The sequence below is a fragment of the Neobacillus sp. PVCKKU3 genome, from assembly GCF_058323225.1.
This window is the reverse complement of record NZ_JBLVQN010000025.1, coordinates 41,297-63,205: the sequence shown is the minus strand read 5'-3', so window position 1 is coordinate 63,205 and position 21,909 is coordinate 41,297. Positions and strand designations below refer to the sequence as shown.

General features: G+C 36.9%; 21 protein-coding genes and 1 pseudogene. 12 read left to right on the top strand and 10 right to left on the bottom strand.

The window, feature by feature from the left end:
- Window positions 1-16: 16 nt before the first annotated feature.
- Window positions 17-1,174 (bottom strand): sulfate adenylyltransferase, encoded by a 1,158-nt coding sequence (sat, locus tag ACNQGS_RS17355; protein ID WP_491488407.1) that lies wholly within the window; start codon window positions 1,172-1,174, stop codon window positions 17-19.
- A 406-nt stretch (window positions 1,175-1,580) separates the two neighbouring features.
- Here sat and ACNQGS_RS17350 point away from each other — a divergent pair, with 406 nt between their 5' ends.
- The 4 genes from ACNQGS_RS17350 to ACNQGS_RS17335 all read left to right on the top strand — a co-directional run bounded on the left by ACNQGS_RS17350 (window position 1,581) and on the right by ACNQGS_RS17335 (window position 4,805).
- The gene (locus ACNQGS_RS17350) at window positions 1,581-1,739 is read left to right on the top strand and encodes a hypothetical protein (protein ID WP_491488406.1); all 159 of its coding nucleotides are present in this window, start codon (window positions 1,581-1,583) and stop codon (window positions 1,737-1,739) included.
- 161 nt (window positions 1,740-1,900) lie between these two features.
- A complete protein-coding gene (wecB, locus tag ACNQGS_RS17345; RefSeq protein ID WP_491488405.1) occupies window positions 1,901-2,992 on the top strand; it encodes a non-hydrolyzing UDP-N-acetylglucosamine 2-epimerase in 1,092 nt (363 codons plus the stop codon).
- Window positions 2,985-3,971, top strand: a complete 987-nt coding sequence (locus ACNQGS_RS17340) for a polysaccharide biosynthesis protein (RefSeq protein WP_491488404.1) — start codon at window positions 2,985-2,987, stop codon at window positions 3,969-3,971. Before wecB ends, ACNQGS_RS17340 begins: the two co-directional genes overlap by 8 nt.
- Entirely contained in the window at window positions 3,972-4,805 is an 834-nt protein-coding gene (locus ACNQGS_RS17335) for a dTDP-4-dehydrorhamnose reductase family protein (protein WP_491488403.1), read from the top strand. It abuts the gene before it with no gap.
- A 55-nt stretch (window positions 4,806-4,860) separates the two neighbouring features.
- Here the strand turns inward: ACNQGS_RS17335 and ACNQGS_RS17330 are convergent, their stop codons facing one another.
- The 3 genes from ACNQGS_RS17330 to ACNQGS_RS17320 form a co-directional block, all read right to left on the bottom strand.
- Window positions 4,861-5,427, bottom strand: coding sequence for a DUF1796 family putative cysteine peptidase (locus tag ACNQGS_RS17330; RefSeq protein ID WP_491488402.1), 567 nt, complete (start codon window positions 5,425-5,427; stop codon window positions 4,861-4,863).
- Window positions 5,428-5,506: 79 nt separating this feature from the next.
- Complete coding sequence (locus tag ACNQGS_RS17325; RefSeq protein ID WP_491488401.1) at window positions 5,507-6,436, bottom strand: NAD-dependent epimerase/dehydratase family protein; 930 nt, start codon at window positions 6,434-6,436, stop codon at window positions 5,507-5,509.
- Between the two features lie 52 nt (window positions 6,437-6,488).
- The gene (locus tag ACNQGS_RS17320) at window positions 6,489-7,721 is read right to left on the bottom strand and encodes a glycosyltransferase family 4 protein (RefSeq protein WP_491488400.1); all 1,233 of its coding nucleotides are present in this window, start codon (window positions 7,719-7,721) and stop codon (window positions 6,489-6,491) included.
- Window positions 7,722-7,993: 272 nt separating this feature from the next.
- Between ACNQGS_RS17320 and ACNQGS_RS17315 the strand changes: the two genes are divergently transcribed.
- The 4 genes and pseudogenes from ACNQGS_RS17315 to ACNQGS_RS17300 form a co-directional block, all read left to right on the top strand.
- Complete coding sequence (locus ACNQGS_RS17315; RefSeq protein WP_491488399.1) at window positions 7,994-8,905, top strand: NAD-dependent epimerase/dehydratase family protein; 912 nt, start codon at window positions 7,994-7,996, stop codon at window positions 8,903-8,905.
- A gap of 64 nt (window positions 8,906-8,969) precedes the next feature.
- Complete coding sequence (locus ACNQGS_RS17310) at window positions 8,970-9,683, top strand: glycosyltransferase (RefSeq protein ID WP_491488398.1); 714 nt, start codon at window positions 8,970-8,972, stop codon at window positions 9,681-9,683.
- Between the two features lie 24 nt (window positions 9,684-9,707).
- The gene (locus ACNQGS_RS17305; protein WP_491488396.1) at window positions 9,708-10,433 is read left to right on the top strand and encodes a sulfotransferase family 2 domain-containing protein; all 726 of its coding nucleotides are present in this window, start codon (window positions 9,708-9,710) and stop codon (window positions 10,431-10,433) included.
- A gap of 208 nt (window positions 10,434-10,641) precedes the next feature.
- Window positions 10,642-12,201: pseudogene (locus ACNQGS_RS17300) on the top strand (IS1182 family transposase); the annotation flags it as partial.
- Window positions 12,202-12,316: 115 nt separating this feature from the next.
- Here the strand turns inward: ACNQGS_RS17300 and ACNQGS_RS17295 are convergent.
- Complete coding sequence (locus tag ACNQGS_RS17295; protein ID WP_491488395.1) at window positions 12,317-13,399, bottom strand: glycosyltransferase family 4 protein; 1,083 nt, start codon at window positions 13,397-13,399, stop codon at window positions 12,317-12,319.
- 316 nt (window positions 13,400-13,715) lie between these two features.
- Here ACNQGS_RS17295 and ACNQGS_RS17290 point away from each other — a divergent pair, with 316 nt between their 5' ends.
- Window positions 13,716-14,183, top strand: coding sequence for a transposase family protein (locus ACNQGS_RS17290; RefSeq protein WP_491488394.1), 468 nt, complete (start codon window positions 13,716-13,718; stop codon window positions 14,181-14,183).
- Window positions 14,128-15,273 carry an ISL3 family transposase gene (locus ACNQGS_RS17285; protein WP_491488426.1) on the top strand — a complete coding sequence of 382 codons (1,146 nt, stop codon included), beginning with the start codon at window positions 14,128-14,130 and terminating at the stop codon, window positions 15,271-15,273. Before ACNQGS_RS17290 ends, ACNQGS_RS17285 begins: the two co-directional genes overlap by 56 nt.
- A gap of 422 nt (window positions 15,274-15,695) precedes the next feature.
- Here the strand turns inward: ACNQGS_RS17285 and ACNQGS_RS17280 are convergent, their stop codons facing one another.
- Both ACNQGS_RS17280 and ACNQGS_RS17275 read right to left on the bottom strand, forming a co-directional pair.
- Entirely contained in the window at window positions 15,696-16,070 is a 375-nt protein-coding gene (locus tag ACNQGS_RS17280) for an RNA-binding protein (RefSeq protein WP_491488393.1), read from the bottom strand.
- A 97-nt stretch (window positions 16,071-16,167) separates the two neighbouring features.
- On the bottom strand, window positions 16,168-17,229 hold the full coding sequence (locus ACNQGS_RS17275) for a glycosyltransferase family 4 protein (RefSeq protein ID WP_491488392.1): 1,062 nt from the start codon (window positions 17,227-17,229) through the stop codon (window positions 16,168-16,170).
- A 338-nt stretch (window positions 17,230-17,567) separates the two neighbouring features.
- Between ACNQGS_RS17275 and ACNQGS_RS17270 the strand changes: the two genes are divergently transcribed.
- Window positions 17,568-18,308, top strand: a complete 741-nt coding sequence (locus tag ACNQGS_RS17270) for a sugar phosphate nucleotidyltransferase (protein WP_491488391.1) — start codon at window positions 17,568-17,570, stop codon at window positions 18,306-18,308.
- A gap of 98 nt (window positions 18,309-18,406) precedes the next feature.
- Window positions 18,407-19,165: a sulfotransferase gene (locus ACNQGS_RS17265; protein WP_491488390.1), complete on the top strand. Its 759-nt coding sequence runs from the start codon at window positions 18,407-18,409 to the stop codon at window positions 19,163-19,165.
- Window positions 19,166-19,385: 220 nt separating this feature from the next.
- On the opposite strand, the gene ACNQGS_RS17260 is transcribed toward ACNQGS_RS17265, so the two are convergent.
- The 3 genes from ACNQGS_RS17260 to ACNQGS_RS17250 form a co-directional block, all read right to left on the bottom strand.
- Entirely contained in the window at window positions 19,386-20,219 is an 834-nt protein-coding gene (locus ACNQGS_RS17260) for a hypothetical protein (RefSeq protein WP_491488389.1), read from the bottom strand.
- A complete protein-coding gene (locus ACNQGS_RS17255) occupies window positions 20,183-20,722 on the bottom strand; it encodes a hypothetical protein (protein WP_491488387.1) in 540 nt (179 codons plus the stop codon). Before ACNQGS_RS17255 ends, ACNQGS_RS17260 begins: the two co-directional genes overlap by 37 nt.
- A gap of 286 nt (window positions 20,723-21,008) precedes the next feature.
- Window positions 21,009-21,791, bottom strand: coding sequence for a sulfotransferase family 2 domain-containing protein (locus tag ACNQGS_RS17250; protein WP_491488385.1), 783 nt, complete (start codon window positions 21,789-21,791; stop codon window positions 21,009-21,011).
- Window positions 21,792-21,909 lie beyond the last annotated feature (118 nt).

Sequence of the window (21,909 nt, the reverse complement as noted above, 5' to 3'; positions counted from 1 at the left end):
AGTGGAAGAGGGAACATCATGGTTCATTTTGGCTCAATCCTTCCATTAGCACTTTGACAACTTCCGGGCGGGAAAATTCTTTTGGAGGATACTCTCCATTTCGCAGCATTTCACGAACCTTCGTTCCACTCAAATAAAGATGTGAATCCTTCCCATGTGGACAAGTTTTTGAAGTGCCCATGCTTTCACAAACAGTACAGTAAAATGAATGTTCAAACTTTAAAATGTGAATACCAATCTCCTCTTTTGAGAAACGTTCAAATATCTTTTGGGCATCATAGGTCCCATAATAATCACCAACACCGGCATGATCCCTGCCTACTATAAAATGAGTACAGCCATAATTTTTTCTAACAAGAGCGTGTAACACAGCTTCTCTTGGACCCGCATACCTCATTGCAGCTGGATAAACAGAAAGCATTACCCGATCCTTCGGATAATATTGCTTTATAAGTGTTTCATAACTGTTCATTCGGATGTCTGCAGGAATATCATCTTTTTTTGTTTCACCGACTAATGGATGAATTAATAAACCATCCACCATCTCGAGAGCAATCTTCTGAATATATTCATGTGCCCTATGGATGGGATTACGTGTTTGAAATCCCACAGTTGTTTGCCATCCTCTTTCTTTAATTGCCTTTCTAATCTCCTCCGGGTCTTTATAATAGTAATCAAAAGGAGAGTGAGAAGGACGTCTAATCATAAAAATAGGCCCTGACAAATAAGTATCTCCTTTTTTAAAAAGCTTTTGGACCCCAGGGTGATTGACATTTGTAGTCCCATAAATATGCTTTGCTTCAAGTTGTTTATCAAAATTGAATTTTTCCTCCAAAACTAGAATTCCGTATAGAATTCCGTCTGGACCTATTAAACCAATCTCATTTCCTGTTTCCAATTGTGAAGCCTCTTCATTTGTTACATCAAGGGTTATAGGAATTGGCCAGACAGTTCCATCACCTAGCCTCATGTTTTTTAGAACACTTTGATAGTCCTTTTCATTCATAAACCCTGTTAGTGGGCTATAAGCGCCTGTTGCAATTAGCTCGAGATCCGATAGTGTCCATGCATTAATCTTAATGGCTGGTAAATGATCATATAATTTTTGAAAATGTTTTATCTGCTTTTGGTTAGCCATTCTGTGTATTAAAGTTCCGCCATGTGGAGGTATCATGTTTGTTTTTACACTCCTTTTCTGTTTAGGATAGATAATTAATTTTATGTAGGATAGCCAGGAATGGAAACGGCAAATAAAAAAACAAGCACCTGTCCAGTTAAAGCACGGTGTTAATAAGAAATTTTTTTGTAATACAAGATATTTGTACAAGCAGAAACAACCTGTCTTTATAAAATATATCTTAAGAAGGTGAGGTGTTCTTATGTGTTTTTGTCATGAAATAAATAAACGGTACACATCCCAAGACTTGTATAAAGGTGGTCCTATTCAGTCGCCTATTTGGAAAAACGTGAAACGGGTTTCCCCTCAGACGAACACTAAAGCAGTCAGACCGTTGACAACAAAGTACAGTAAAAAAGTAAAGTAATTGTACTAGCGATAGAATGGAATGGAGGTGTATTTTATGTGTTCATGTCATGAATATGGAAAACGATTTTCTACAAATGGGGTTTATTACGGTAGGGAAAGCAAGCCAGCCTTTAGACGATACGTAAAACCTGAGGTACAGCGAAATATGGTGAAAATGCCAACGACGCCCAATAAGAAGTACGGAAAAAGCTAATAACAAAGGAAAAAAGTGATTGCCTAATGGTTAATCGCTTTTTTTATGAGTTTAATAGATAAGCCTATAGCAACAAAGAAATTGCAGCATACCGTAAATTAGAGCAAAAAAATCAGCAAACTAGTTTTTTAAAAATTTTAAGATAGATAGGTGGTGAATCCATGAAAGTAATGACAATTTTAGGGACGCGGCCTGAAATCATTCGATTAAGCTTGATTATTAAAAAATTGGATCAACTTGCTAAAAAACATCTTCTTGTACACACAGGTCAAAATTTCACTTCCACTTTAAATGATGTATTTTTTCAAGAATTAAAGATCCGCAAACCAGATTATCTGTTTTCTAATCAGCAACACAGCTTGGGGCAGCAATTGGCCATTATGTATCAAGGGCTAGAGAAGATTTTCTTAAAGGAAAAGCCCGATAAAGTTCTAGTGCTTGGGGATACCAACAGCGGTTTAAGTGCCATTTTGGCTGAACGGATGGGCATTCCGGTCTTTCATATGGAAGCTGGAAACAGATGCTTTGATTTAGAGGTACCAGAAGAAAAAAATCGCCGCGTGATTGATGCAATTGCCAGCTTTAATCTGCCCTATACTCCCAGAAGCAAAGAGAATTTAATGAAGGAAGGGATTCCGCATAACCGTATTTATGTTTCAGGAAATCCAATTTTTGAAGTCTTGGAACAATACAAAGCTGACATCGAGAGGAGCAATATCCTTAATGATTTAAAACTGGCAAAGGAGAACTATTTTTTGGTTACTGCCCATCGAGCAGAAAACGTGGATTATGAAAGTCGTCTTCTTGAAATCATGAAAGGGATTAACATGGTGGCAGAGACTTACCAAAAAAGAGTCATTTGCAGTATCCATCCCCGTACAAAATCCCGTTTGGAGAATAGTTCCTCCCTATTGATTCACCCGTTGGTTGAGTTCCATGAGCCCTTTGGATTCTTTGATTTCGTCAAGCTTGAGAAAAATGCCTTATGTGTATTGACCGACAGCGGGACTGTACAGGAGGAATGCTGTTTGTTTCATGTACCGACTGTAACGATTAGGAAAACAACAGAGCGGCCGGAAACGATTGAATGCGGCAGCAATATCCTATCAGGAATTGACGCAAATCAGATTGTCAATAGCGTGAATGTCATGGTTAATCAGCAAAAGCAATGGCCTTATCCGGAAGGATACGACGATAAAAATGTCTCAGACAAAGTAATAAAGATATTGTTAGGAGGACTGCAAGTTGTTTGAAAATAAAACGATTTTGATTACAGGGGGGACAGGCTCTTGGGGATATGAGCTTGTCAGGCAGTTATTGTTGCACAATCCAAAAGAAATACGTATATTTTCCAGAAATGAGTCCAATCAATTCACGATGAAACAAGAGTTTGATAACAACCCTAAGCTTCGTTTTATCATTGGCGATATAAAGGAAAAGGAGGCATTAACAGAGGCCTGCAAAGGGGTCCAGTATGTTTACCATTTAGCCGCATTGAAGCACGTTCCTGTCTGTGAAGATCAGCCAATTGAAGCATTAAAAACAAATGTAATTGGAACACAGAATGTAATTGATGCAGCTACTCAATGCCAGGTGAAAAAAGTAGTGTATATATCCACTGATAAAGCTTCGAACCCCTCCAATTTTTATGGGTTGTCCAAAGCGATGGGGGAGAGATTGATTATCCATGCCAATACGCTTAATACAAATACAAAGTTTGTTTGTATCCGAGGAGGAAATGTTTTAGGGACAAATGGCAGTGTCATTCATGTGTTCAAAAAGCACATCCAAGAGAAGGGGAAAATCGGAATTACCGATTTGGAAATGACACGATTTTTCTTAACGATTGAAGAAGCTATCAAACTGGTTTTTAAAGCAACATTTGAAAGCATCGGTGGAGAGACTTTTGTTATGAAAATGCCAACCTGTAAAATTATCGATCTGGCCCATGTTTTAATAGAAGCTTCGAATAAAGAAAATATTCAAATTGAAATTCTGGGTATTCGTCCAGGAGAAAAAATCCATGAATTACTTCTCTCAGAATATGAAAGTACAACGACAATCGTCTATGATGATGAATATTTTGTGATTTTACCTCCAATTTACATTAAAGGGCTGAAAGAAAACTATTCGAATTATAAGCCGGTGAATATAAAGAGTTACCATTCCAACACAGATTTAATGAGTCGGGATGAGATAAAAGAAATATTAACGAGAGGGGGGTTTATTTAAATGAAACTATTAATCCTTGGTGGAAAAGGGATGGCGGGACACATGATGGTTGAATATTTTAAACAAAAAAAACAGTTTGATTTATTTTACACATCCAGAGATCCAAACGAAAAGGGAGGTATATTTCTTGATGTAACCAATTCATTTCAGTTGGAAGAAATAGTGGAATCAATCAAGCCAGACGTAACCATCAACTGTATCGGAATATTGAATGAAAATGCCACCAATAACACGAAACTTGCATTTCAAGTAAACAGTGTCTTGCCTCACCAAATCGTTAAACTAATGGAACGTCACCAAGGGAAACTTATTCAAATCAGTACAGATTGTGTTTTTTCAGGTTTAAAAGGTGATTATACAGAAGAAAACCTCCCAGATGGAACCTCAATATATGCTCAATCTAAACAATTAGGGGAAATTACAAGTAATAAGCATTTGACCATTCGCACGTCCATAATTGGGCCTGAATTAAAAAAGGACGGAATTGGTTTGTTTCTTTGGTTTATGAACCAAACAGGAAAAATAAAAGGGTATGAAAAAGTCTTCTGGAATGGAGTTACTACACTTGAATTGGCGAAGGCAGTTGAAAAAATGATTCAACATCAAGTTACTGGTTTGTACCATCTGGGGTCGGAAACAAAAATATCCAAATATTCGTTATTAAAATTAATCCAAGAGATATTTGAAAAAAAAGATGTTGAAATTATTTCAGATTCCGAAATCTGCCTTGATCGAACCATTAAAAATACGAGAACCGATTTTCAATATCGAATTCCTTATTATGAAGATATGCTAAAGGAATTAAGGGATTGGATGAGAAAAACAACAGCATAAAAAAAACTTAGCCCGCTACTTAATTGGGCTAAGTTTTTTTTGCTCGTAACTTTTCCTATACTGAAATGGAAACATCCTTCAGAATCTCTTTCCAGTAGTGATCATTTCCATTCCACTTTTCCTGATTAGGCAGTTCAAGGGAGCAGACCTTTTCCAAAGGCCAATTACACTCTGTCATGGTGGTCACATCAGTATGATTTATAAGGAGAAGCTTGAAATCATTTTTAACCATTTGCGACAAAATGGATTCAAGTTCTTGGACTTCTTTAAAGCTACCTTCGGTTCTGATAAACAAGATCCGATTGCTAGTTTCCATTTTCTCCAAAAATCGCTGCACACGTCTGTCATATTTTTCTTTAACCTCTGGATAAGCAGTTAAATTGGTTGGAGTGTTTTTGTCCGTTTTAAAATCATGATTAAACACGATTTGATAGGCATAATCAATGACAAAGAAATCTTTTTCCAAAGCTTGTCCAATTACTTCTAAATTGGGCAGTTCCATAAAGCCGGAAAATCGACTTTGCAATAGGCGGTTAACATGCGGCAAGGAATTTGAGCCAACCCAGTCAAGCACTCCCGCAAAGGGCCTTAAATTAAATTTCCTAAGTTGAAGGGATGCCAAGCAAAGATTACCCAAACTATAAATGGCATCGTAATTCCCTTTAACAGCATTAGCCCTTAAGGCTGGTCATCAACTTAGGTTATCCCTTAATATTTTCATTATTTAGGGAAGCATCATAAGTCTCTTGCAACCCTTGAAAAGTATTAATTTGTGGCTTCCATTGCAACAAACGGAGGGCTTTCTTATTATCCAAGCAGCTGTGTTTAATATCTCCTTTTCTTGGGCTAGTTTGGATAGCTTTAATATCGGCACCGTGAATTTCAGTCAGTATTTTCAACAATTGGTTTACAGAGGTAGGGTGGGAAGTACTGATTTGAATGATTTCCTGATCGCCTCTTTCTACTGCTGCTAAATTGGCTCGTACTACATCTTTGACGTAAATAAAATCCCGTGTTTGTTCCCCGTCACCATGAATACTTAAGGGCAAACCTTTTTTGATTCTATCTAAAAAGATTGCAACCACTCCGCCTTCTCCTTTTGGGGTTTGTCTTGGTCCATATACGTTGCCATACCTCAGAATTGTATAAGAGAGACCATAAAGCTGGTAGAACATCTGAATATATAATTCAGCTGAAAATTTGGATAAACCGTAATAAGAAATAGGATTGGCAATGTCCTTTTCAGAAATGAGGGTTTTCTGCAGATTTCCGTACACCCCGGAAGTGGAAGCAAAGATGAATTTTCTAACACCTGCTTCCCGGCATGCCTCTAACATATTGATGGTTCCATTAATATTTACATTGGCATCATACATTGGATCAAGAATTGAACGGCCAACATCTGCCTGTGCAGCCAAATGAAAAACGACGTCGGGTTTTTCATCAAGAATAATTTGGCGGGCATTTTTCCCGCATAAGTCTTCCGTATATAGGGCTGCTTTAGGATGGATATTGTCCATATCTCCGGAAATCATATTGTCCAATACTCGGACCTCATTACCTTTGGAAATGAGGTCATCAACAAGATGGGAACCGATAAATCCAGCTCCTCCAGTCACTAATGCCTTCACAAAATTCACCTCTTATGGGGGATTATTAAATACAAAATATCGAAAAAGAAAGTTATACTTTGTCATTCTTCTTCTTTACCGTTATTGCGTCTTGGTAGACATTCAAGATATTATTAAACGCTTTATCCGGGGACCAATAGTCCAAAGCCCATTTTTTGGTTTGTACACCCAGGTTTTTCCTGTATCCTTCGTGGGATAATAAATAATTTACATGCATGCATATTGCACTGGGGTCGCCTGCTGGAGTAATGATTCCCGTCCTGCCATGTTCAACCATCTCTGGTATTCCTCCTGCATCACTAACAATGACAGCGATACCTGCAATTTGGGCTTCAATAACGGATAACGGTTGGTTATCTAGTAGGCTAGGAAATATAAAGAGATCCGAAATAGATAACAAATAAGGAATATCGTCACGCTTGCCAAAAAAAATAATATCTTCTTCCAATCCTGCATCCTTTGTTTGTTTTTTTAAAATAGATTCAGAGGGACCTTCCCCAACAATCCAGCCAACCCAGTCATTTCGGATCTTTTTTAACTGGATAAGAGCGGAAATGAGATGGTGAACACCTTTAAGTTCATTAATGCGCCCTGTATAAATGATTACTTTTTTGTTTGACGGGCGTTGAATCCGAGATTTCTCTGTCATTCGTTTAAGAAATGCTTCTATGTCATATCCGTAATGGTACACTTTAATCTGTTCAGCCGGGACATGAAACTCTGTTGTTAGTGTAGTCTTTAACCACTCGTTTGCCACAATGGTATATTCTGGAGCCGTAGCTCCATCATATTCAAGCTGGTCGAAATATTTGCAGGCTAGATGGGAGGTAGGGGTTTTAAGGATGTTTGTTACGTAATGCTTTAATTCATGAGCTACGGAGCCATGAAGGTTTGCAACTAGTGGAGTTTCTGTTGGTCTTATCCGGTTTATCCATGCGCTCGATAAGACATCTTGTGTATGAATCAAGTCATATTTCTTCAATCCCAAATGATTGACACCCAGTTCATACATATTTCGTTGAAATTCATAATGTTTTACAACAGGGTCTGCATAATAAGGATTATGCAATTGTTCTTTCAATTTGGCATTAATCAAAGGGAGCAATTCCTCCTTTCCTACTAGTCTATGTTCATTTACGATTTGAATGGAGGTATGATTTGGTCCGGACCCCAATAAGTCGACCTCATGCCCAAGCAACTCCAGCCTTTGCTTTAGCTGCATCATATAATTCCATACCCCTCCAACATGAGGAACAATAAAATACGTTGCCAGTAATATTTTCATAAACAATCTTCCTTCCGAGAGATATCGTTGTGATACTATACTCTCTCGTATATTTGTATTCAGTGTAAAACATCAACGTGATACACCTTTCTTTCAAATCCAATCCCAAATTGCTTCGGAAAGCTTTTAGGTAAGAAACTTAATAGAACTGCCTACAACAATAGGAAGAAACAAGCATATTGTAATATAGAAAAACTGAGATGAATGAAATGTAGGTGAAAGGGAGGGCCGATCATGATTCTCTCAATGAACTGTAAAGGGGTGGAAAATCAATGAGTTTGCAGGGCAATTTGCTTATCACTGGCGCAAGCGGTTTTACTGGACTTCATGCATGCAGCCATTTTCAAAATGCCGGATTTAAAATTACAGCTATAACAAGGAAAGACACCTACCCCCTTAAAAATATAGAGTTTGAATCCTGTGATCTTACCAATAAAGATCAGGTGAAAAATCTCATAAAAAAGATCCAGCCTCAGTATCTCCTCCATTTGGCGGGACAGAATCACGTTGGACTATCATGGATTGACCCAATCTCTTCATTAGAAATGAATTCCATGTCCACTGCTTATTTGCTTGACGCTATTCGATCTGAAAGCCCAGCTTGCCAAATCGTTGTCGTTGGGTCTGCTCTCCAATTTGATCCTTTATCAGTATCCACACTATCTCATCCGTATAGTCTAAGCAAGACACTTCAAGCTTTAATCGCACAGTCTTGGGCAATTCTATATAATATGAAAATTGTCATTGCAAAGCCTTCTAATTTAATCGGTCCAGGTCTTTCAAATGGAGTTTGCTCCATTTTAGCCCAAAAAATTGTGGAGATGGAAGAGAACAAGGCTGAGAAGGTTCTTCACGTAACTAACCTTCAATCAGAACGTGATTTTCTCGATGTCAGGGATGCGGTAGCTGCCTATGAAATCTTATTGAAAAAGGGAAAACCGGGAGAAACATATGATATTACTTCAGGAAAAAGCCATTCGTTAAAAGAAATAATCGACCGGTATAGGTCAATGACACTCGTTAATTTTGAGGTAAAAGAGGAATTAAATAATCATACAGAAAAGAATGTGGTTACAAAACCTTTTAAAATTCAAAAATTAGGATGGAAACCTCTCTTACCGTTGGATACGTCATTAAGCGATATCCTTGACTTTTATCGAAAGAATAAAAAAGATACAGTCTAAACGACGGAATAATCTTATGGAATCAAATACTTGTACATTAATAAATATTTTGGGAGGCTGTGGAATGAACCCAAAGGTTTCAATCATCATACCATATTATAATTGCTCCTATGTGGATCAGGCCATTGAAAGTGCACTAAAACAAACCTATGAGAATATCGAAATCATTCTTGTTGATGATGGTTCGACTATTTATACTGAGAAAATTGCCCCTTACTTGAGTAAAATTCGCTATATAAAAAAAGAGAATGGCGGAACGGCTACTGCCCTAAACCGAGGCATTGAGGAAGCATCAGGTGAATATATTGCTTGGTTAAGCTCGGATGATTATTTTCTTCCAGAAAAAATTTCGAAACAAATCTCATTTATGCTTGCCCATAAAGCAGATGCCAGTTTTACCAACTTTGACTGCATTGATCAATATAATAAAACAGTAGGTTACTGGACTTGCCCGCGATTTTTAAATGAAAAGCAGATTTATCAATCCTTTTTGAAATGTAATGTCATAAATGGCTGTACAGTAATCATGAAGAAAAGTCTATTTAATAAGGTTGGATATTTTGATGCCCAATTCCGTTATACTCATGATTATGAAATGTGGTTTCGATTATTAGTAAACGGCCATAAAATCTATTATTTAGATGAAGTGCTCACGAAGTTCAGGACACACGAACAGGCTGGCACAAGAAAATATCATCCACAAATGAGAGAGGAAATGACGGGCATTGAAAGGCAATACCGTCCCCGTCTTACTGAATTTATTAAGCATTTAAAATAAAACCTATTTGAATGGAGGATTTTTGTGAATAAGCATGAACTATCTATTTTTTTGCATATCCCAAAAACCGGAGGAACCACATTGAATACAATCTTTAAGCAGCAATACAATGCGGATGAATTTTTTGATCATGGTTTTTTTAAAAATACAGTCATTGATTTTTATCAATTAACAAAGGAGGAATTACGCAAAATGAAAGCTGTTTCAGGTCATTATTTTTATGGCGTGCATGAGCATTTTACTAAACCTTATACCTACTTTACATTGTTGAGGGACCCTGTCGACCGCGTAATTTCTTTATATTATTTTTTACGAAATTACCCAGGGTATGAAAGACTGAAAAATATGACATTGGAGGAATATGTCATTAAGGAGGATGAAGCTCACAATGAACAAACGGTTTTGTTATGCGGACTGCCCGTAAATCCTGATGTTCAAAAAGCAAAAGAAACTCTAAAAACCTTTACTGTAGTCGGAGCAGCTGAATTATTCAACGAATCACTCTTCTTGTTAAAAAAGGAATACGGCTGGAGTAATATTCATTATAAAAAACGAAATGTTACAAAGAATCGTCCTTCAAAAGAAGAACTCTCATCTACGGTTATTAACTTGATAGAAAAATATAACGAGATGGATCTTGAAGTATATGAATTTGCCAAACAACTTCTTCAGCAAAAACTTCAAACCTTAACGGAAGAAGAACAAAAACAATTACAAACCTTCAAACAAGAGCAAAGAAGGCTGTCCTAGCATGGTGACAGCCCTTTAGAATGTCTTCACTCCTAATTCAAGTATTTAAAAGAGGCTGGGACAAAACCCCCTCTAGAACCGAAAAAGCCTGTGAAATTTTACGAGCAGTAAAATTTCACAGGCTTTAATTTTTTTCATAACAAAAAGGACATCTTCTGATAAAATTTAAGTACCCCTACAAAAATACAAATCAGAAAGAAGTGTCCTTATGTTTAAAGATTATAACATGAATCAACTAATTTTACCTTTAGATTTAGAAGTAAAGTTACAAGAAAATGATATAGCGTTCTCCATTCACCATTTGGTTGAGAGTATTCCTGCTGGAGCATTCGACTCCTTCCTACGCCATACCGGTTGTCCTGCCCATCATCCACGCATGATGCTTAAAATTATTTTATGTGGTTACACACAATCTGCTTTCTCGGGTAGAAAAATTGAGGGGCTTGTGAAAGATAGTATCCGTATGATGTGGCTAGCCCAAGGCTATGAGCCAAGTTACCGTACAATCAATCGTTACCGTATACATCCTGATATGAAAGAGTTGATTCGTCAATGTTTTGTTCAGTTGCGCTGTCAACTCGTGCAAGAAAAGCTAATTGAGCAGGAAGCGATTTTTATTGATGGTACAAAAATTGAAGTAAACGCTAATAAATTTACCTTTGTATGGAAGAAATCCGTTGAAAAATATAATAAGAATTTGGTAGAAAAATCGAATCAGCTTTACAATGAGCTACTTGAAAATCAAATTATCCCTGAAATAACACGAGAAAACGAAGAACAACTTTCAATTGAAGAGCTAACACAAATCACTGAAAAGCTAGAAGAGGTCATCGAAGAATATACCGAAAAAATTGAGAATTCTAATGATGTCAATGAACGTAAAAAGTTACGTAGCGAACGAAAAACACCTAAACAAATCGTGAAACAGATCTCTGATTTGATTGAACGAAAGCAGAGATATCAAAAAGACTTCGAGATCTTTGGCAAACGGAATAGTTATTCGAAAACAGACCCCGATGCGACATTCATGCGAATGAAGGATGACTATATGCAAAACGGCCAATTAAAGCCTGGTTATAATCTTCAAGTAGCGTCTGAAGGACAATACACACTTGCCTACGGTATTTTTTCTAATCCAACGGATACAAAAACACTAACACCATTTCTTGATCAAATTGAAGAGCAGTATTTTTCATTGCCTGAACATATCGTCGCAGATGCCGGCTATGGCAGCGAACAAAATTACGATGACATTTTAACAAAGCGCAAACGTACACCTCTGATTACATACGGGCACTACTTAAATGAACAAAAGAAAAAGTCTAAAAAGGATCCTTTTAAAACGAGCAATTGGTTGTATGATGGGGAAAACGATGCCTATACCTGTCCGAACGGAAAACAAGTGAGGTTTCAATATCATTCGAATCGAACAGATAATTCAGGTTTCCAGCGAACGTTTAAAGTTTATGAATGTGAAGACTGTTCGGATTGTCCACTTCGAGTAAGCTGTACGAAGGCGCAAGAGGGAAAGAACCGTAAGCTGATGGTAAATGAGAAGTGGGAACAACAAAAAGAATATATTAGAGTGAAGCTTTCAGAGGAAAAAACTGGTGCTATTTATCGTCAACGTAAAATTGACGTGGAACCAATTTTTGGATTTCTGAAGGCTAATTTAGGTTTCACTCGATTTTCGGTACGAGGAAAGTCGAAAGTTGAAAACGACATCGGCCTCGCATTAATGGCCGTAAATTTAAGAAAATATGCGGCAAGATCGTAAGATCGTGTCCACTTAGAAAAGAGATAAAATAAAAAACGTGAAATCGCCGCTGCGATTTCACGTTTTTTATTTATAGAAACTAGTTATGTCCCAGCCTCTTTATTCCTTATTTATCCATGGTAATACCAAGGGAGGCAAGCATGTTTATAAAATTCCGGCAATAAAATTCCGGATTAAAATTTGTCCTTACATGTTCAAGGGCGGTTGTGCGGATATGCTCTCTTAATGTATGGTTGGTCATTAATTCATTTGCCTCTTTAACTGCCTCGGCAATATTTCCTAAGGAGTAATACTTGCCTGTTTGATTGTGAATGATGGAGCTTCTGACGCCATCAGAATCTGTTGTAAGCACAGGGCATTTGCAACTCATGGCTTCAAGTAAGGCATATGGTGCACCCTCGACTTTTGAGGTGGAGCAAAGAAAACCGCCCGAGTCGCCAATGATGGAAAAAAACTCTGGCATTTCAGTATTAGGGATGTTCTCATGAAGTGTAAGGTGTTTTTCAAGATTTAATTGTTGAATTAACTTCTCAAATTCACGTCTTTCTTCTGGAGTACATAACGTAGGGTCTTCAAACATATATAATTGGATATTTGAGCTGAGACGATTGGTCAGCTCCTTTCCAATTTGAAGAAACTCCCGCCAATTTTTATTATCCTGAATCCGGCCAATCCAAGCAACGATTGGTTTGCTATTTTTAGGCAATGAACGATATGAAAATTTGTCGGTATCAAAACAATTATTGAAACTGAAGGTTGGAGTGGAGGGATAAATTTCGGCTAATAATTCCATAATGTGCGGCGTTCTTGGATTTAGGAATCCGGCAGCATGGGCATTGACATGGGGGATGGCCTTTATAAGTGCTGACCTTGCTATTTCCTTTGGTCCATAGCCTTGTATTTCAATGATCATTTTTCCTGCGTAGCCTAAGGCTCTAAATCTTGACAAAGCTTCGAAATCTGAAACGATAATAATCGCTTCGTAGTTCCCAGTCCTTAATATTTCTTTTATTTCATTGTCATTATTTGTAACAAATGTTTGGGTATTATGATCATTTATCAAAGTTCGTTTTCTCTCATAATAAAGACAATGTGCGTTGATGTTGTATTTTTTTAGTGCTGCGCATCGATAACGATTTAACGTTTCCACACCCCCGCTCGGAACGTAAAAAACAAAAAGGATATCCATTTTTACCTCCTGAACTTTCTTTTATTGGTACACACACCAGACCTATTATCTCATCACATCATATGTTGAAAGGTCTATTTTGGTGCGAATCGGTATCTAATATGAAATGCTTGGCATTCATTAAAGTATCGGATCTCACTTTGGAAAATTCCATATATTAGGGTAATACTAACAACGTTTTCAACAGAGGTACTAATCTAAAATTTAAGGATTTTGGTATATTGTTACTGACGTTCTATTTTGGTTCTTACGAGGATTTGGTGAGGGACTTTTTAAATGATAGACTGGTATAATAAAAAGAAAAGGAGTGAGAAAAATGCTCTCAATTCCTTGGTCCTCACCAGATTCCAATTTGGAACTGCTACAAGTTTCTCCTACTATTGATTCTTTGATCTTAACATTAAAAAGCACTCGTCTATCAAATCCTTGCCCATCTTGCTCAAGGCAAAGTTCACGGATTCATAGCCAATATACTCGAAAAGTACAGGATCTTCCCATTAGTGATAAACCTGTTGAATTGTTACTACTAACAAGAAGGTGGTTTTGTGATAATCCCGATTGTAAAGTTAAAATTTTTACAGAACGATTTGATTGGCTTTCATCAAATGGACAACGTACCTCAAGGACAGAAGAAGTTCTTCGTAAAATAGCCTTTTCTACAAGCTGTCTTTCCGCTGAAAAAGTAGCTAGGTCTGCTCATATCCCTATAAGTCACGACACGCTATTAAATTTGGTCCACCATACTAATATTAACTCGGAAGTGTCTCCCTTTTGTAGGTCTTGATGACTTCGCATTTTGTAAAGGTCATACTTATGGCACACTGGTTTGTGATCTTCAATCCAGAGCTCCTTTAGCACTGTTGCCAGACCGTCTGCCAGAAACCGTTACAGCTTGGCTTAAAAAGTATCCATTTATTGAAGTTGTTAGCCGCGATGGGTTTACAGGGTTCCGTCAGGGTATTACAAATGCAAGCACCTCAATTTTTCAGATTTATGACCGTTGGCATTTTATTAGAAACGCGAAGAAGCAGCTTGATTCCTTTCTTTCAACTATCGTTCCTTCCACTATCACCTGGAGTGAGGGCCAATTACCTGGTAAGGAAATTCCTTTAACTCGTGAAGAGCAAATTATTAAAAACCGACGGAATAAGAAGTGGGAGCTCATCCAAGAAATTCAACAGGCCTACAATAAATGCATGAATCTTTCCAGGCTCTCAAGGGAATATAAGATTGATAGAAGGACCATTCGGGAATATTTAAAAGTAAACGGACCACTAACATTTCATCGGCATTATAAGAAACCAGCCGATCAATATTATGATAAAGTTATCTCTCTTGAACAGGATGGAAACACAGTAAGTGAAATATATTCTAAGCTGCTAGAACAAGGGTATACCGGCATTTATTCGGCTATACGAAGGATAGTTGAACAATTCCGTAAGGAACGTAAGTATAATCTTTCCAAAGAAAATAAATTCCACATTTCCAGAAAAAAACTAGGAACCTGGATGTGGAAACCAGAAGAAGAGCTAAGTAAAGAAGATAGAAATTTTCTAGATAAATGTATTGGGCTGTATCCCTCGTTAAAAGTCCCTTACGACATAATCCAAACATTTCGTAAATCTATACAAATGAGGGATGAAGCAACCTTTTTACAATGGCTTAAAGAACAAATGTCTAATAAGAAAAATCCATTTTATAATTTCTCTCTTAGGCTTCGTAGTGATATTCAGGCGGTTAGAAATGCATTGTTATCGCCATACAGCAATGGTTTGCTTGAAGGTCAAATCAATCGACTTAAGATGATAAAACGAATGACTTATGGTAGAGCAAAACTTGACACCTTGGAAAAACGGGTACTCTATAGGTTGTAATTATTATACTAAAAAATGAATAACGAAATATATAATGCCACTCGTAATTCTTCATCAAAGCTTCGTAAGAACCATATTGGGATGGTAATAACAGTATATTCCTATATTTGGTAGATTGACCAACTAGTTTCTTTATGTATTTTTAGAAATCCACATTGTTACTTTTGTGGTTTCTGCAATGTTTAAACAGACGGCTTTGAAGAGTATCGAGTGGTTATATACGATGGTAAGACTGTTCATTTTTGGTATGATGATCAACAAAACGGGAAAAAGGGTTGACGAAACTTTTTCTGTATACAGATTTCTGTTTAATTTAACACAACATATTCAATAGTTTTACATGTATAGGGGGTTCTAAAATAATAAGAACCCCCCATTTGTTACCCTTGCTAGTCCTAATAGATATTGTAGAGATTTAGGATCTATATAGTTCTCTTAAACCCTAGACGGCTGACAAATTGTCCATCTGCATCCCTTCCGATTGCGGTAGGAATGACAGACTTTCTTAGGGTACCTAACGGTACATCATTTTGTCTAATGGCTACTTGAATTTCAAAACTATCCAGGTTGGAAACATCCAAGGTAACAGTTGTGCTTCCTTTACTTGGAACCCTTATTTTAAAACGTTGTATTAATTGTTTTTCTCCGTTTACTTTGAAAAGCTTAATCCTCACAATTGCTCCGTGGGTCCTGCTATTATTTAAAACTTTTACGTCTACTGTAGAGTATGTTTTAATTGGATAAATTGGATCGGCTGTGTTATCAATAGCTCCAGTAGTATATTTGATTTTCGACATTGGCTCATTCTCCTTTACCCTTTTTTTATTCCCTAATATATTTATGAAGTTTTTTTTTTTTGGAGTGGACAAATATATCAAGGTTTTTACCTATTTTTTAGTTTGATAAATTCTTTAGCATTTCTACAAAATTTTGGCTGTATTGTTCATGGGTAAAGGATGTAGCGAGTAATTGGTGGGCTTGTTGTATAATGTTATTTCTGAATAAAGAATTCTCAATAAGCTCTTTTGCTTCATTTACCGCCTGATGGATATTCCCTTGATCATAGAGCTTCCCGGTAACATTATGAATGATGAAGCTTTCCACTCCTCCGGATTTGGTTGATAAAACCGGACAATTACATGACATCGCTTCAATGACTGCATAACCGAAGCCTTCAAGCTTAGATGTGGAGCATAATAAACCATTTGAACTTGCCATTTGTGAATAATAAAAAGGCATATCTTGACGTGAAGTATTTTCATATACAAGGATTGCATTTTGAAGGTTTAAACTTTTAACAAAGCGGTTAAAGTAGGTCAACACTCCTTTGGAAGACAAAGCAGGGTCGTGGAATAACCATAGTTGAAGATTGGGGATCAATTCCTTTAAAGCAGCTCCTATAAGTAAGAACTCTTTCCAATTTTTATTGTGATCTAGCCTTCCAACCCATCCTATTATTGGGTCTTTATGTTTAGAGACTTCTTGATAGTGGAATAAATTAGTGTCTATACTATTGTGAAAGCTGAACAATTTTTTACTCGGGAAATGTGTTTGCAGTAATTTATCAAGAAATATTGTTTTAGGGTATAAAATGGCGTCTGCATACTTGAGTATAAAGGTTTTACTTTTTTCTATCCATTGAGTGGTTGATTGAATGTCCCCGATGCCTTGAAAGTCATAAATTATTTTACCAGTGTATCCTATTTTTCTTAGTGTTTCTAAAAATTCAAATTTGGTACAAACGATTATTGCGTGAAATTGATGTTCTTTTAGAAGATTATAGATGTCACTTTCATTGCTTGTAATATGGATTAGGTTGTTACAGTCTGCTTTTTTATGGTTTCTAAAGTATAGAAAATGGCATTCCAGCCCTTTTTTGGTTAGTGCATTATTTCTCTCCATATTGAGCGTCAGCATTCCACCTGCAGGCACAGAGAAAACAAATAAAACCTTCATTTTTACCTCCTATAAATTTCACGATTATCGATTAAACTTCTATCATTTGAAAAATAGATTATTAAATCTTACAGTTAGTTTTATTTAAATTGTATTTGTTCTGAAAAATACCATAATGTTTCCTAGAGGATTTAGATAATCAACGGGATTATTTCTTCTATTTCAATGATTGTCTTTATAATTTTATGTTTTCATTAAAGATTTGCTTGTATATTTTAACGTGGGATATTTGTCCATTTTATCGGTAAATATGTTCCAAAAATGCTATTACTACATAAAGTATAAAGAAATGTAAAAATTCCCTAATTGAAAAAAAAATTCTAGAGGTGGTAATTTAAATGAAAGGACTTATACTAGCAGGGGGTACTGGAACACGCCTGAAACCATTTACCAATTATCTCAACAAGCATCTTTTACCCGTAGGACCGTACCCCATGATCTATTGGCCGATTCTAAAATTAAAAGAAGCCGGCATCAAAGATATTTTCATTGTTACCAATAAACAACACCTCAGTTCTTTTATCGAGTTATTGGGAACTGGCCAGGAATTAAATGTTAATATTCAGTACGGAATACAAAATACCGAAGGAGGCGGGATTGCGGACGCCCTTATGGTTGGAAGAGACTTTATTCAGCAAGAGAAATTTGTCATGATTTTGGGTGATAATATTTTTGAAGATTCTTTATCTTCCCATGTAGCTTTATTTGAAAAACAGGAGAAAGGCGCCAGAGTCCTTCTGAAAGAGGTTCCGGATCCACGGCGCTATGGAGTGCCGCAGTTGGACGAGAAACATAAACGGATCCAGTCTATCATTGAAAAACCTGATAATCCACCTTCCTCCTATTGTGTTACAGGTATATACATGTATAATCCATGCGTTTTTGATCTTGTCGAAGATATTCAGCCCTCACACCGTAATGAACTGGAAATAACGGATGTCAATAATCTATACATTGAGAAGAATCAGCTTCAATATGATATTTTAGAAGGCTGGTGGATTGATGCCGGAACCCATGAGGCGCTTCTTCAAGCCAATTTACATGTTTACAAGAGAAAATTAAAGGAGCATTCCACATAAATCAACACCTCCTTGTAACAAAAAAGGGGTTTGGGGAGAAATAACCCCTTCAGTAGGGAACACAATATCGTTAGAAAAGAGCAGGGAGAGAAATAGGTATGGATAATAATCTTGCGGAGAACTTTCACGGGCCTGTTGTCATCGGCGGCGTAGGGGGAAGCGGTACAAGGGTTGTAGCAGAACTGATGAAAGAATTAGGCTACTACATGGGACCATTAAATAAATCAAATGATAATGTTCGATTCGCCAAGGTATTTGGAAACCCTGAATGGTTTCATGATAAGGAGCAGCATGATAAACAGGCTATTTTTAACCAGCTTAATAGCTTTCAGGCAGAAATGTTGAAAACGCTCGCTCTAAATCCATCTCAATACATTGGCTGGGGATGGAAGAACCCTATTACCCATCTATACCTGGAATATTTGGCAAAACATTTTGAGAAGATGAAATATATCCTTGTTATTCGAAATGGCTTGGAAATGGCTTATAGCCGCAATCAGAATCAGCTTCTAAAGTGGGGAAGAAGTTTATTTAGTGTAAAAGCAGCAAATAAAGCAGATCCACTTGCCAGTCTACGGTATTGGTTTGCAGCAAACGAAAGAACGATTAGATTGGGAAAAGAACTATTTGGACGGAACTTTATCATCATTAATTTTAATGAGTTATGTTTACAGCCTGAAAAGGAAATAAACGGACTTGTATGTTTTTTGGGAATGGATCCCAAAAAGGTGAACATCAGCAGGCTTGTAAAAATAATTGCCCCCCCTAAATCATTGGAAAGATATAAAAATTATGATTTAAGTATTTTTGAAGAAGAAGATTTGGATTTAGTAAGAAAGTTAGGGTTTGAAATCTAAACCATCAACGCAAATAATCTAGATGAAATTTATCGTGAGAATTTTATTCATATAGCGAAAAAATGGACAAACACACTTGCCGTATAGTTGAAACAACATAATATACAGGGTAATAATTTAAGTAATGGAGAGATAAAAACCCAAAACCTCCAGCCTCTATTTAGGCTGGAGGTTTTGGGTTTTTATTATTTACATAAGTGTAAATGACTGCTTAACTAAATTACTTCAAGTAAACGGATATAACATCCATTTTGATGTCGACATCAGAAGTGTTTGTTATTGTTATGTTTGGATTTGCCACATTTGCATTGAAGGGGAATTTATAAAAAGCATATCTGCCTGTTGTCATAAGTGGAAATGCCCCAGCTATCAAATTAGGAGCCTGAAATTTTCTAATTGGAATACCACTAATTTTTACATTAATTGTACCTGTACTTGCCTTAGAGGTGGTGCTTATGGCAGCTTCAAATTCGTATACTTGGCCAACCTGTAAAGGCAGCAATGGCTGAGAGATGCTGGCACCAGGAGAAAGAAGTACATAGTTATCCCCCAATAACTGATTTCCACCGCTAACAGTTGAGGCAGTTCCAGTTCTAGACCAGAATGGAGTTACGTTTCCTCCGCTAGATTGTTCAAATCCACCATTTCGTATGCGATTGGTATTTGCTAGTTGAACAGTTACAACATCAATTTTGATTAAGTTATCAGAAGCGTTGGTAATTGTTATGAGTGGATTGGCAACGGCAGCGGTGAAGAGGAACTTATAAAAAACATATCTTCCAGTCGTGTTAGGTATCTGTGCTCCTGCTATCGTATTTGGTACCTGAAATTGTCGAAGCGGGCTGCCACTAATTGCTGTATCAATGGTGCCAGAAGCTGCAGCTGCAGTAGTACTTATGGCAGCTTCAAATTCATAAACCTGACCAACCTGTAAAGGCAGTAATGGTTGTGAGATACTATCTCCGGGAGAAAGAAGTGAGTAGTTATCTCCCAGTAACTCACGTCCGGTGTTATTAGTTAATGAAGTTCCAGTACCTGACCAGAATGGAGCCATAGTTGGGGGGGGGGGGATTGTTCAAATCCAGCATTACGAATACGATTATTGTTTGCTAAAAACACACTTATAACATCAATTTTCAGTGAAGCGTCCGAAGAATTTGTAATGGTTAAGGTTGGATTGGCAACAGCAGCGGTAAAGCTAAATTTATAGAATGCATATCTTCCCGTCGTGTTAGGTTCTAGCAAACCCCCAGCTATTAAATTAGGGGCCAGAAACTTCCGAATTGGGTTACCGGTAATTTCAATATTAATTGTACCAGTATTTGCGAACACAATCGTACTTAAGGCGGCTTCAAATTCATAAACCCGGCCAAGTTTTAATGGAAGTAACGGTTGTGATATACTGTCTCCTGGTGCAAGAAGTGCGTAGTTTTTCCCCAGCAGCTGTCGTCCGCCGTTATCAGATGAAGCAGTTCCAGTACCTGACCAAAACGGACCCACGCTTGGCGGTGCAGATTGTTCAAATCCGCCATTTTGAACACGATTTACATTCGGCATTTATCATTCTCCTTTCTTTATGAATAAAGTTATACAGTCATTCTTTTCTGCTGCAATCTATTGTGGCCATTTATGGGAACCTGTCCATACTAATATATGTCCGCAAACAATGAGGGGGTAGCTAAATAAACCATTTTGGGAAAAAATAAACCCTTCCTTAGAAAGAAAGGTGTTTATTAGGTCGATACTTAACGTAGCTTACAGCTAAGGACTCATTTCTCAGTCTTTGGCTGTAAGCAAAAGAAGTGGATTAGTTTTTTGTTTCTCACTACAACTAAAGCCAATATTAATTCTTCCCTTTTAATGTGTTCAGCTCTCGCAATGAGTCAGGATCCAATGAACGAATTTTCTTTTGCAATTGTTGTTTAAAATGATTATAGAGTTGGACATCCAATGCATTTTTTTCCAATATCATCTTTAAAATATTCTCTGGTATATCATCTTTTGTTTTACGTTTTTTGGAAACATTTAGTTTTTGATAATGAATATTTGTCCAGCCTAACTTCTTTTTCATGAGAAAGAGACTTTCGTCAAATAAATCTGTTATCCCAACAACAGCAAAATGTCGATTCAGATTTTCGATGGCCTTGTTAAGATTGGCAGTTTTGTCACCACTGAGAAAACGTGTTTGGGGATTATTTATATGTGCTGTGGATCCAATCCGGTTGTTCAAGATTTTTTCGTAGTTTACAAATTCTTCTAGACTCATATGTTTTACTATAGCATGCAAGCGTTGATTGGGGCCCGTTCGTAAATGGTGGTAAAGGGAGAGGGTACGCTCCACTGGGTCACGCAGCATGGTGATGTAAGTGAATGGCTTCGGAAGGGAACGATGAAGACCAAAAGGGAAATGGCCGACAATGCCATTGATGGAGCGGATCTTCAAAGGATTTTTTAAATCCGATTTCCATTTTTCTTGATTATTATAACAAAGTAGTAATTCATTGGATTGATATTGTTTCATGAAAATACTCCGTAAGGTTGTTCCTGCCGTTTTTGGAATATGCAAAAAAATAACCGGCTTATTACGCATCTTTTTATTTCTGACATGAGGAAACTGGTTCTTCATAAATTTTCACCACCTGTAGATTGAAAGTAAAATTTTAAAATTAATATATATGTTATCAGCCAAGTTGTTAAACCATAAAAGTTAAAAAAGTAGCTTGCAGGCAAGAACTGATTTCTCA